Source organism: Novipirellula caenicola (assembly GCF_039545035.1).
Lineage (GTDB): Bacteria > Planctomycetota > Planctomycetia > Pirellulales > Pirellulaceae > Novipirellula > Novipirellula caenicola.
The window spans coordinates 288,834-301,853 of sequence record NZ_BAABRO010000006.1; the positions used below are offsets into that span (position 1 = coordinate 288,834).

Below are 13,020 nucleotides of genomic sequence, written 5' to 3' on the forward strand. Positions count from 1 at the left end.
ACTGGGAATCCCTTCGGTCTTTCCAAGCTGACGTCCGTGGCTATGGCATGACGTCGGACTTCGTGGATGATCACTCACGCATCCGACGAACACAAAAAGCGTCAAAATGGACACGCGACTCGTCGTGTGAATCAGCCACATCCTAACCGTCCCGGACAAACGGCCTGGACTTGCTCCCAGGCCGGCGAGTGCGGCTGGTCAGATAGGGGGGGCGATTTTCTCTATTGCGTCGACGCAGGATCCTTCCTAATCTCCAAAACGACCTTCATAGTCTGAACCCAACCGTTTCCCATCCCGAGATGATGAATTGCCATGGAAGGCTACTCTAAATCGTTCGAGCGATCTTGTTTTTTACGGATTGCAACGACCCTGTTTGTCGTACTCAGCTGCGGCTCGAGTGCGACGCTATCGGCGGCTGAGGCTCAATGGATTTGGGCTGCCAACACCACCATCGACACTCCCATCGCGGTCGGTGAAACGTGCTTGTTTCGCAAACCTCTGAATCTAAAAGTTCCTGCGAAGGGACAGATCGAGATCGCGGCCGATGACGAATACGACTTGTACGTCAACGGACGCAAAATTGGCAGCGGCCAATCCGCACGCCAAATCGATGAATACGACATCAGCGACCACTTAGAAGTGGGCCGCAATATCATCGCCATTCGTGTCGTCAACACGCACGGCGACAAAGCTGCCTTGGCCGCTCGCGTGTCGGTTCTGCCCGAGGGCACCGATAAATGGTACACCTTCAGCAGCGATGCATCGTGGCGAACCAGCAGCGATGAAGTGGCCACCTGGGAAACCGTGCTGCACAACGACCGATTGTGGGGCAACGCATCGTCGTTCGGCGAACTTGGCGATACGGTGCCATGGGATCAAGACGAAGACGTGCAGGTTGCCGAACAGACCGACCAACGCGAACGATTTCAAATTCAACGTGGCTTCGGCGTCCAACGCGTCTTGGATGACGAGCAAGTGGGGTCGGTGATCGCGATGACCTTCAACGAGTTTGGTCATATCATTGTCTCGCAAGAAAACGGACCTCTGCTGCTTGTCTTTGATCGCGATGAAGACGGGGTTCCCGAGTTCGTGCGAACCTATTGTGACAAAGTCAAATCGTGCCAGGGGATCTTGGCACTGAACGGCGAAGTCTTTGTGACCGGCGATGGCCCCGACGGGCATGCGCTGTATCGATTGACCGATGTGGACCGCAATGGTTCGCTGGAAAAAGTCCGTGCGATTGTCAAATTCAAAGGTGCTGCCGGAGAACACGGAGCCCACGGATTGCAACTTGGTCCCGATGGCATGATTTACGTGACTTTGGGCAGCCACACGCATGCGATCGGAAAAACCGGGCCTGGCGAAACGTACGATGATGCTTACGAAGGCGATATTCTGCCGCGTTACGAAGACCCCAGCGGTCATGCCGTGGGCGTCAAAGCACCCGGCGGAACGATCATTCGTACCAACATTGATGGTTCGATCGTCGAACGTGTCGCCGGTGGAACTCGCAATGTTTACGATCTAGCCTTCCACTCGTCCGGTCACATGTTCGTTCATGATTCCGATATGGAAGCTGACATCGGTACGGCTTGGTATCGTCCAACCGCGCTGTTTGATGTGACCGAAGGCGCTGAATTCGGCTGGCGTACCGGATGGGCGAAATGGCCAGAACACTTCGTTGATCGATTGCCCAACTTGCTAGACACCGGTCGGGGCAGCCCCACCGGCGCGATCAGCTATGAACATTACATGTATCCGGTCCGTTATCAGAACACGCTGTTTTTGGCGGATTGGTCCGAAGGCCGAATTTTGAATGTGCGGCTAAAGAAACGCGGTTCGGGCTTTATCGCCGATAGCGAAGTGTTTCTCAAAGGCCAACCGCTGAACGTCACCGATTTGGACGTTGGGCCCGATGGCGGACTGTACTTCAGCACCGGCGGCCGTGGCACGTCGGGCGGCGTGTACCGCGTCGTCTACAAAGGCCAAATTCCCGAGCGAATGAAACATCTCGGCAGCGGGATCGCTGCCGCCGTCCGCCAACCCCAGATCGGTTCGGCATGGGCGCGTCAAGAAATCGCTTCGATCAAACGCGAACTCGGCAGCGAATGGGGACAATTGGTTGCCGGAGTCGCCTATAGCGATGACAACCCACCCCATTACCGCGTGCGTGCACTCGATTTGATGGAATTGTTTGGCCCGGTTCCCAACGAAGAATTGATCATGGAACTGAGCCGTTCGCCCAACGAGGCAGTACGAGCACGTGCGGCCGCCGTGATGGGAATGCACCCGAGTGCCAAAACCGGTCCACGGCTTAGCGAGATGCTGAGCGATCCCGATCCCGCCGTTCAGCGGGCGGTGTGCGAGGCAATGTTGCGTAGCGACAAGATGCCCGAAACCGTCGATCCTATTTTCGAATTGTTGTCGTCCGAAGATCGCACGTTGGCGTTCACCGCTCGTCGTGTCCTCGAACAAATGCATTTGGGCATGTGGCGCGAGGAAGTGCTGACAAATGACGACACCCGAATTTCGGTGCTAGGCATGTTGGCGTTGATGAACGCCGACCCCACCGAGGCCAATGCGATCGAAGTGTTGGCACGGATTAGCGAAATGATGACCGGATTTTTAAGTGACGCCGACTTTGCGGATGCACTGCGTGTCGCTGAAGTTGCCCTGCACCGTGGCATAGTACCCCCGGCAAAGGTCACCGCGTTTCGCGACCAAATCGCCGAAGAATTCCCTGCTGGCGATAACCGGATGAATCACTCGCTGATTCGTTTGGCCAGCTACTTGGGAGCCGAGCAGGTTGCCGACCGCGCGTTGGCGTTCATCGAATCCGATGCACCGACCGAGGACCGATCGTTGGTAGCGATGTGTCTGCAATTCTTGGCAAAGGATTGGGATGCCGAGCAACGCTTCCGAATTTTGAAGTATTACGAGAATGCTGCGGGCCAGGCGACCGCCGGATCGCTGTCGATGTATCTGGCGAATGTCACCAAGGATTTCGCGCAATCGCTTTCCGATGAAGACGTCGCGGCGATTTTGGAACAGGGCAGTGTTTGGCGGAACGCTGCGTTGGCCGCTATCTACAAATTGCCTCGTCCAATCGACAAAGATACCGCGAACACCTTGATCGAACTTGACCGCAAATTGGTGCAAGAACCCCAGCACGGTGACGTCGAACGACGGTTGCGAACCGGGATCACCGCGATGTTAGCAACATGTAGCGATCAAAGTGCGGGTGATTACCTACGGTCGGTTTGGCGGAGCGAACCGGATCGACGCAGCATCGTTGCGATGGCGCTGGCCCAAGATCCCGACGGCGAAAACTGGGACTACCTGGTTCGCAGTTTGAATATCTTGGACGATCAAACCTCCGGCGAAGTCCTCTCGGCACTCAAATCGGTTGCCATTGCGACCGACGATCCCATGGCGCTTCGTCAATTAATCTTGCTAGGAGTTCGTGCACAAGAAAACGGACAAGGGTTCGAAGCGGTCGAGCAATTGCTTGAGCACTGGACCGGGATGCAGCGACCCGAAGGAGCGAAGATGTCGATGGCACCTTGGCAAAAATGGTTCGCCAAAACCTATCCTGATCGCCCCGAGGCCGTTCTGCCCAACGCGGACGATTCTCGCTGGGATCTCGATCAACTGTTGACCTATCTGGAAAGCGATACCGGCAGCTATGGCGATTCGTCGCATGGCCGCGAAGTGTTCGTTAAGAGCCGATGTGATCAATGTCATCGCCAAGGCAGCACCGGCAAAGCGATCGGTCCCGATCTGACCTCGGTCGCTCGGCGGTTCACCAAGCGAGAGATCTTGGAATCGATCCTGTATCCCGCTCATATCGTCAGCGATCAATACGCCAGCAAGAAGGTGCTGACGTTGGACGGCAAGATCCTTGTCGGTTTGGTGACCACACAAAGCGATGGGACATTGTTGGTGCGTGACAGCAACAATCGCATCTCGAGTGTCGAAGAATCGCAAGTTGATCAGATTCTGCCAAGCACCAGCAGCATCATGCCAAGCGGATTGCTGGACGATTTAAGTCTGAAAGAGATCGGGGACTTGATGAGTTACATGGGAGTGATCCCCGAGCTCGAAGTCGCCAGCAAAGAAGACAATCTTCGCTAACAGATTGCGTCGACACTTCTAGACGTAGCGAAAACTCGCCAAGAGTTTCGGCCCACTTAAAAAATCGCCGAAAGCTAGCTTTCGGCGATTTTTTCGTTTGTTCCGGCAAATCCCAACCCGACGCGTCAGTTTTGATGTTGCGCGTTTGTATTTTGGGGGCAAAGCCCCGGACGTTTACCTAGCCCAAGCCAACGGGCTGGGACCAAGAAAAACAATAAAGGGAAGGGCCAACGGCCCGGCCGTTTACTTCAAAACGCGTCAGCGAGGGATCGAATCTCCATATTTTCTCGGTCCCTCGCTGACGCGTCGGGTTGTGATGTCCTGGGGAAAACGACAATAGCGCAACTTCAAAACTTACGCGTCGGGTTGTGAAAGACCCGTAGCCTTAATAGGCGTGTTCCGATCTTTACTGCTGCTGCTGCAACCCGCGGACGCGTTGCCGATAGTCGTCCGCTTTGGCAAAGTCGATGACGTTGTCCGGGATCGGGGCAAACGCGGGCAAGTTCATCGACAAACAGTGCAGTTCGCCCTGCAACTCTTTCAAGCTGCTCATGTCGACCGTTTTGATTGCGTGTTTCGGCAACAACGAAGCGTAGGTGGCTCGTGCGGCGGCAACCATCTCGGGTGGATCGCTGTCGAATGTGGGAATCATTACCAAATCGTTGGCAAGGATCACGTTCGTGTACGCACTCCATGACGTTCCGTTTCGAGGTGGGATGTCGATGCGGAACACTTGGATCGGTTTCCCGCCCACTCGCACGCGTTGCAAACGGGCGGTGTTGCGTTCAAGGATTGCCGCATTGATCGGATCCAATCGCGGGTCCACTCGAGCGACCACGACTTGATCCGGTGCCAAAAACGTCGCGAACATATCGACATGCCCCGTTGCTTCGTGTTGCAAAGGTTCCAGCACCACTAACTCGGTAAGGTTGCAGTGTTTGCTGAACTCTTCAATCACCATTTTGCGGCGTTCCACTTCGGGATCGAGGCCGGGCCACGGTTTAGGAAAGCGGATCCGATTGTCTTCGAAAATGCGATGGGTCGTTAATGCGATACGGCGGCCATTGCTGAGCAGATTGCCACCTTGAATCGTCCATGGCACCGGAACCAACTTTGACCCGGTACGCTCAGCCCATACCGACGGCAATGCATCATCCTTGGGACGAGAGCCCTCGTAATAGAAATCGATCGCTTCGGTTCCTTGTTCCCCTTCGGCCAATAACGGACCAAAGTCGCGCATCCAAATCGTGTCCAAGTCGATTTCGCAAAAGTAAACGTGATCGGTGGGGACGCGTCCGTCGCCAATCCAATCGACGGCATCGACAAGCTGCTGCGGATCATTGCAAAGGATCAACAAATTGGTGTGACCTGCAGTGCACTCGACAATTTGTTGTAGCGTCGCCGCATGATGCGATTGCCAATCGCTGACGCTAAGCACCAGAGCACGTTGAGATTCAAACTCACCAGCGAGTCTCGGAAAGGGGCGGTTCTGGTTGGCCTTGCCAGCTTCCACCGCCATTTGGGCAAGCAATGTGGGAGAGAAATGCTGGGCCAACACTGGCTGGTCTGCAACCGCAATTCCCATGGCGACCACGACCGTAGCCGCAAACCGAAACAATGACTTGACCATAAATCTCAGTGCTCGTCTAAGTACCTGTCTCATTGCCACCGCGGCAATTGCCCCGGTCGAGATCTTGCCGCTTTTTTGGATTCGGACCGTCGCCGCGGAGGGCCGATCCGAGCTGCCGGTTCGCTCTACACCCCAAAGGTTTCGCCGACACCTCGGTGCTCGATGGGGGTCGGCTTGGCAACGTTCCGATTTCGAATTGTAATTGCCAACCACCACACGGCTATCGGGCGATCATAAAGAAATGCCGAAATGAACCCGCCCGGGCTCCAATCCGCGACGGTAATGCTTCGGATGGCAAAGAAACGCAAATCGAAACGACGCAAAAAGAGAAGCGGCCACTATTGTTGGTGCTGCGATCACTTCCTGCCTAACGAACGGTTTGGAGGGAAAGGCCATCGGCGGCATCTAAAATCCGTGAAATCGCTCAGCAGCAGCAAGAAAATCAGCTCGAGCGAGCTCGGTTGAACCGGGATGAACGTGAATTCGACGAGTTCAGCGGGGATGTCAATTTGGATTTTGATGTCGCGGCGTTCGATTGGCGATGGGTCGAAGATGGTGAGATCGCTTCCTACAGTTAAATAGTTGCAAACGGATCGCGGCAGCGATAGATTCACCGCAAGAGGGGGGGCGTCGCTGTGGCGAACAGCCGCTGGACGCTCCATGTCATTCTCGATCGATCGATTGAATTTCAATAAGGAGCAAGTTCGTGAACAATGAATACACGGCGCGATCGTTACGCTGGTTCGAAGAGGTTTGGAATCAACGGCGGACCGAAACGATCGACGAATTTTTGACCGAAGACAGCATTGCGGAAACTGACAGTGGAGTGCTTCGTGGCCCGGACGAATTCAAGAAACAGGTGCATGCACCGATGCTTGACGCGTTTCCTGATCTGCATGTGGACGTTGAGGGCACGGTCACTGAAGACGACAGTGTGGTGATCCGCTGGAAAGCCACCGGGACACACCAAGGCGATGGCCTTGGCATCAAGGCGACCGGACGCCCCATTCAGATCCGCGGAGTCACATGGCACCGGTTCAAGAATGACAAACTGATCGGAGGCGGAGATTACTGGAGCCAAGATAGTCTGCGACGACAATTGCAAGACACCGGGCAGTAGTCTCAGTTTGCACCGGAGGCGATTTTTTGTCTAGCCGTTATCGCTCAATTCGGCGAAGCGGGGATGATCGACTGGGGGTGCTGCCACCAACTCGGTGCACTCGCCATCACGGCGGATAACGGTATACTGAAGGTTGGCTTCGCTTGTCCTTTTCCCAACATTCCATGCCCAAGGAAATCCCATGAACCGACTTACTGTCACACTGTTTGCCGCGTTGTTCTCGTTCTGCGTGCTGCCTGGATGCGGCGATCCCGCGCCCACCAATGTCGCCGAAGATGCGGATGCGGCCGCGATCGCTGAATACGAAGCTGCGGTTGCCGCCGAAAGTGCCTCGATGAACGAGAGTGAACAATAGGGCAAAATGCAGCACGTTGAAAACGAAAAACCCCAGACATCTTCATGTCTGGGGTTTTATTGTTGATACGACGAATGTCGAGGAGCGTTTTGGGGAAGCCTAAAATTCCGAGTCGATGGTCTCCTTCGCGGCTCGTGTCCCCAGCGAACCCCACAAACCAAACGGGCTCTTCGCGCCGGGCGCGTTTTTGTTCGCCGCGTTGCCGCTGATGTAGACCACGGGGTTACGTTGGTTACCCGCTTCGATCGAATCGGTGATGAACTTCACCGCACCATCACCCATCAGCACATGGATACCGCCTTGGTGACGACTCGATCCTGTTGTGATGGACGGTCCGTTCGAATCGTGCGGGATACACAAGGGGCTGTTAGGCGGCAAAATCGTAAATGCCATCGATTGCACATTCTGGTCGTCGGCCCATCGGTAACCGCGTCCCTTGGTCGACCCTTCGGTATTGCCAGCGGTCCAGAACTGAGGACGCTGAGGATCCAGCATCCCCGCTTCGATGCACGTGCTTGGATTGTCCCGGATGTCCGTCTGGGCCGGTTGGCCACTGGGGTGACGTTTGCCAATCGTTCGGGCATCGTTGTCGCCCAAATCCGTAGCGATTTCCATCATCGCAATGGTATTGGAAAGTCCGTCAAGAACGTCGCGAAACTTCATCGACTTGTGACGAACAAACATGCCTCGATTGGCCGCACGAGATTCCTCAGCATAAGTGCTGTTGGTCGGCCCACTATCGGGATCAAAGTCCCCGTGCTGAGCACGCCAATGCGAATCTCCCATGCACGAGGCATAGTTGGTTCGGCCCAGCGATGGCAATCCAGTGCCCGGATCGCTCGGGCAGCGAAGCGTGGGGATCTGGGTGGCCCAAGGCACGTATTGAATGTTCTCGGGAGTCGGTCCCATGGCGGGCCAAGGAGGCGATTGTTGTGCCCCGTCGGTGCGTTCGGTGCTGGGATTAGTGATCTTCTCCCATAACGCTTGCTGCTCGACAAATGGTGTCATCCCCACCAACGAACTCAATCGCCAATGGTTGTTTGTGCTGTAACTGGTCCACCAGTTTTGACCGTTGTCGCTTCCGTCGTCGGTACCGACACCATGAACTGGCATCTGACCATACGCACTGTGATAGTTGTGCAGCCCCAAGCCAAGCTGTTTGACATTGTTGCTGCAACTCATTCTACGGGCCGCTTCGCGAGCCGCCTGCACTGCCGGCAGGAGTAATCCGACCAGCACGCCGATGATGGCGATCACCACCAGCAGTTCCACCAACGTGAAACCTTTTGAGTTTCCATAACGGTTCATTGATAAACTCCAATGAATAAAGAAATCTGATTCTACAGCGGCAATGGGAGAGCCAATCACCGCTGCAGGGCCGACGAAATGATCGCCGGGAATAGGGACAGCCACTAAGTATATCCTAACGGGAGAAAGGGCTGCCATAGCTCTCGGGAAGGGGGCAGGCACAGAATGGTGAAATGCGAAGTTTGTGGCTTGCTTTTCTTCGTTAAACAGAATGATGTGGCGTTTGGACTGCTTGAGATAACGGACGCCTAAGAGGCATAGCAGTAAGAAGATGCGGTTTGCCGAAACCTGGTGCGATGCGCGTTTCGGTATACCCACCGCGTGCACTGTTTATCCGTTTGGTATTTGAACCTTACCGCCGCGGTGGACATTTAATGGAGGTGTTAGCGGGCACCGATAGAGACGGGGTATTGTGTCAACAATGTCGGCGGGCAAGAAGAACACGTGGAAGAAACGCTCACGCGACAAATTCGTGAACAACGCGCAAAGAAAAACCTCGAGCTGATCACGGCTCGAGGTTTCTCGTTGATTCGTCACCGATCGAAGACAATCGATCGCGAACTTAGAATTCCGCGTCGATCGTCTCTTTCGAGGCTCGCGTTCCCAAAGCTCCCCACAAACCGTAGGGGCTCTTTGCGCCTGGGACGTTTTTATTGGCCACTGTCCCTCCGTTGTGCACCACGGGGTTCCGTTGGTTGCCGGCTTCAATCGAGTCGGTCACAAATTTTACTGCTCCATCGCCCATCAGCACGTGGATCCCACCTTGATGGCGACTCGAACCGGTCGTCAGCGAGGGGCCATTGGAATCATGCGGAATGCAAACTGGGCTGTTGGGGGGCGCGATGGTGAATGACATCGAATGCATGTTTTGAGAATCCGCCCAGCGATAACCGCGGCCTTTACTGACCGCTTCAAATTCCGCCGGGGCACCCGGAAGCCAAAATTGTGGACGCTCTGGATCGATCATGTTCGATTCGAGGCACGAGCTTGGGTTGTCACGAATATCGGTCTGGCCTGGCGTTTGGCCGTTAGGATGTTTCTTTCCGAAGGTGCGTGCATCATGGTCGCCGAGGTCGGTGGCAATCTCCATCATCGCGATGGTGTTGGAAAGTCCATCGAGGTGTTGGCGGTCTGTGAAAGTTTGCTGCTTGGCCGCGGATCGCTCAGCGAGCAAGCGAAAAACACCGCATTTTGCCGAGCTTTAGTGCAACTCAAACGCGTTGTCGGCGTTTTGGACTAAATTCCAGCTCGAGTTGGGGGAGAGGTTGGTCCAGGTTTGGTGGGTCTGGTTGGGCCAAGTCACGGTGATATCACAATTGCCGGTTGTGTCACCGAGACCGATTCGAATGATCCGTTCGTTGCTACAGAGATAGCCGTCGCCGGCGGTGACTGCGGCGAACCAGCGGTTTCCATCGCACTGAATCTCGACGCGGGATCCAATGGCGTCCCGGGAACTCGTACTTCCCCTCAATTGGATTTCGATCCAACGCCCCGCTGCATTCGTGCGATTGACGAGCAGCGCGACGGGTTCGGTTTGGTGGGTGACGGCAAAATCGGTTTGATGATCGCGGTTCACATCGATCGTCCACAAGGCCCGCCCGACGTGCGGCACCGCTAGATATTCGCTGGCAAATTGATGCTCGAGCGACGCAAAACGATGATTGCGGTCGACTCCAAAAATTTGCATGGGGTGCGCGTAAACCGATTTCTTTCCCTCTCGCGAGAACTTGTCAACATGGCCGTTGGTGACGATCAGTTCCGATTGTCCGTTATGATCCAAATCCACCGCCGCAGTGCCAAACCCAACCAACGGAAGGGTGGGTTGAATCAGATCGTGCATCGCGGTTCGGTCTTGCCATTGGCCTGGAATGATTTGCTCGTACAGCGTGTTGTATTCGCGATCAAAATTGGTCACGTAGAAATCAAGGTCGCCATCGCGATCCAGATCGGATGCCGCGATCCCCATCGACCCCTGAGCGGTCGAGCGATCGTCGCCGGCTAACCCAAACGCAATCGCGGACTCGGATAGTTTGAATTCATTTGACTCTACAACGCCTCGCCAATAATGGTTGTGCGTCATGTCGTTGGCAACGAGGATATCCAATCCACTGGTCTCATCCAACGCACCCACGACCACACCGAGTCCTCGGCCTATGACCGATGGGACGGAGCTCCACTGAGCGGTCGCGTCGATGAAGGTTCCATCACCGACGCCGCGATAAAAACGGTCTCGCTCGGCGGGAAATTTCATGGGCGAACAAGAGCGTGGTATTTCTTGTTTGTTGGTGCCACAGGGCTGCGTCGACGGTTCAAGACCGGCGCAGTAATGAAGGATCACGAGGTCGGAAACCCCGTCGTTGTCCAAGTCAGCGATCGCACCGCTTGTGGACCAGGACTGCGATGCGGCCTCGTTGGGCAAATGTGCCGTTGCGTCAGAAAAGGTTCCGTCACCGTTGTTGATCAACAAGGTGTTCGGGCCGTAATTGAGCACCAGCAGATCGGGAAAACCATCTTCGTTGACATCCCCCACCGCGACACCTTGGCCAAAGCCTGTGTCCCCGGTCCCGGAAACCACCGTGACCGCGGAAAACGAACCTCCGAGATTCCGATACAACGCATTGGCATCCGAGTCACGCTTGGGCGGTTTCCCACCCGCGGCGACGAGATACAGGTCACTCCATCCGTCCAGATCAAAATCGATTGTCCCACCGCCGCAACCGAGGGTTTCATGTAACATGATGCCGGGCTGATCCAGGTCATCGGCGGTGGCGCCAAAGAAACGTAAATTGCGAAGCGCGGCCTCGTTGACCAAATGCAGTTTGGGCGTCGCCGCATCGCTTGCGTCGGTGTCCGATGATCCGGCCGATGCATCCAGACGACCTGCAACGCCAGTATCGGAAGCGGAGGCGATTCTCGGCAGGGGTAGGTAGGACAGATCGAGCGTCAATTCGGGATGATGTAGCGTCGATTGCCAAGGCGTATCTTTTCGCAGCAGCGAGATGATTTGGTTGCGTGTTTCTTCGACCGGTACGGAATCGTCCGCGGGCAGTGTCATTGCCGTCGCCGCCCATGCTTCGGCTTCCCATAGCCGTCCAAGGTCACGCAGGGTGACGGCGATCTCGGTGGCAATTTCACGCGAAATTTCACCGGTTCGCTCAAACCGACTTTTCTGTTGATTGAACTTGCTGAGTAGCGTCGCCCTGCGATCCACCGATTCGATCGCTTGTTGCGGCAGTTCGCTGCCGGATTGCACCAGTTGTTTCAGCGATACGCTTAACTTAGTCCACGATTCGGCGACATCAGCGTCAGCCTGCGTTGCCTGCCAATAGGCCCGAGCGGCCTGCGGAACTTGCTGCTGTGTTCTCGCCCAATCCCCCAGGGCCAACCAGTAATTCGCATACTGATCGATCCCCGCCACGAGGGTCGCGGCCCATTGCTCGAGTTCTGTAAAACGTCCCGCCGAAGCCAACGATCGGGCCAGTAGTGCATGCGCGGGCACAAACTCGGGATGCGTTCCAATGATCTCTCGCAACAATTCGATGGCGTCCGCATAATTGCCTTCGTCAAACTGGATGCGTGCGCTGCCAATCATGGGCCGCCGATCCTCGGGGTTTCTCGACGCGACTTCTTCGAGCGGTTTCGGATCCAACGAGCGGCGGACGGTGTTACCGAGCGACTTCAGTAGTTCGAGATCAAATTGACGTTTTCGCACCAGCACGCGGCCATGCTCTAAGCTGGCTCGACGATTCTCGGTTCCCACGTACAGATCAAACAGCGTTCGCCGCATCTCGTGGTGATTCGGTTGCTTCTGGACCGCTTCGGACAACAAATCGATCGCGTCAAACAGCCGGCCTGCGGAGATCAATGCGACCATCGCTTGATGCACCCGCGGTTCTTGTGCAAAGGATTCGACTCGACATGCTTGGATCAATATGTCCGCTGCTCGCGATGGCTGCTCGTTGACATGGGCCACTTTGGCAAGGTCAATCAAGACATCGATGTCGTGGGGATAACGACGCAGTACGGCATCGGTGTACTGGTAGGCTCGATGCCAATCGCCTTCATCGATCGCCCGCTTCATCGTCCGCAGTGGCGTTTCATCGGTCTTCGGGTCGGGCCACCGCGTCGCCGCATCGCTGCAACCGACAACGCAGACGAAGAACAGCAAGAGACAAGAAAATTGCGACCAAGTTCGGATTGGGGTGGTTGAGCGAAAGGTGATCGTTGACAGCATACGTACCTATAAACCTCGGCCGTCCAAAAAAACTCCGTCGCGGTGAACGGGCACAGCGTTTCCGATAATGGATTGATTGACGAGCGGCTGCATTGTGGAAATGACCGGTTGATTCTACCGAGTCTCGCATTGACTCACAACGTTGCAGCAACGCAGACGAGGGCCGTTAACATCGCCAAACACATCGTAGGTGATGCTGGATTTGGCGGTTCGTGTTAAACTTTCAAAAGCGGTTCAAT

General features: G+C 55.5%; 7 protein-coding genes. 3 read left to right on the top strand and 4 right to left on the bottom strand.

The features are described 5' to 3' along the window. The first annotated feature begins 312 nt into the window (after positions 1-312). Positions 313-4,134 carry a PQQ-dependent sugar dehydrogenase gene (locus ABEA92_RS14950; protein ID WP_345684642.1) on the top strand — a complete coding sequence of 1,274 codons (3,822 nt, stop codon included), beginning with the start codon at positions 313-315 and terminating at the stop codon, positions 4,132-4,134. Between the two features lie 406 nt (positions 4,135-4,540). Here the strand turns inward: ABEA92_RS14950 and ABEA92_RS14955 are convergent, their stop codons facing one another. Next, entirely contained in the window at positions 4,541-5,764 is a 1,224-nt protein-coding gene (locus ABEA92_RS14955; protein ID WP_345684643.1) for an agmatine deiminase family protein, read from the bottom strand. Positions 5,765-6,470: 706 nt separating this feature from the next. On the opposite strand from ABEA92_RS14955, the gene ABEA92_RS14960 reads away from it, so the two are divergent. Both ABEA92_RS14960 and ABEA92_RS14965 read left to right on the top strand, forming a co-directional pair. Continuing rightward, complete coding sequence (locus ABEA92_RS14960) at positions 6,471-6,884, top strand: ester cyclase (protein ID WP_345684644.1); 414 nt, start codon at positions 6,471-6,473, stop codon at positions 6,882-6,884. A 181-nt stretch (positions 6,885-7,065) separates the two neighbouring features. Beyond that, positions 7,066-7,239, top strand: a complete 174-nt coding sequence (locus ABEA92_RS14965; protein WP_345684645.1) for a hypothetical protein — start codon at positions 7,066-7,068, stop codon at positions 7,237-7,239. A gap of 99 nt (positions 7,240-7,338) precedes the next feature. On the opposite strand, the gene ABEA92_RS14970 is transcribed toward ABEA92_RS14965, so the two are convergent. From ABEA92_RS14970 to ABEA92_RS14980, 3 genes are all read right to left on the bottom strand, one after another. Then, entirely contained in the window at positions 7,339-8,547 is a 1,209-nt protein-coding gene (locus ABEA92_RS14970; RefSeq protein ID WP_345684646.1) for a DUF1559 family PulG-like putative transporter, read from the bottom strand. Between the two features lie 562 nt (positions 8,548-9,109). After that, on the bottom strand, positions 9,110-9,721 hold the full coding sequence (locus ABEA92_RS14975; RefSeq protein ID WP_345684647.1) for a DUF1559 family PulG-like putative transporter: 612 nt from the start codon (positions 9,719-9,721) through the stop codon (positions 9,110-9,112). A gap of 27 nt (positions 9,722-9,748) precedes the next feature. Continuing rightward, the gene (locus ABEA92_RS14980) at positions 9,749-12,715 is read right to left on the bottom strand and encodes an FG-GAP-like repeat-containing protein (protein ID WP_345684648.1); all 2,967 of its coding nucleotides are present in this window, start codon (positions 12,713-12,715) and stop codon (positions 9,749-9,751) included. Positions 12,716-13,020 lie beyond the last annotated feature (305 nt).

Bases quoted from the DNA above. Each gene is read 5' to 3' on its own strand.
- ABEA92_RS14965 (WP_345684645.1), top strand. From the start codon at position 7,066: ATGAACCGACTTACTGTCACACTGTTTGCCGCGTTGTTCTCGTTCTGC.
- ABEA92_RS14955 (WP_345684643.1), bottom strand. From the start codon at position 5,764: ATGGTCAAGTCATTGTTTCGGTTTGCGGCTACGGTCGTGGTCGCCATG.
- ABEA92_RS14950 (WP_345684642.1), top strand. From the start codon at position 313: ATGGAAGGCTACTCTAAATCGTTCGAGCGATCTTGTTTTTTACGGATT.
- ABEA92_RS14970 (WP_345684646.1), bottom strand. From the start codon at position 8,547: ATGAACCGTTATGGAAACTCAAAAGGTTTCACGTTGGTGGAACTGCTG.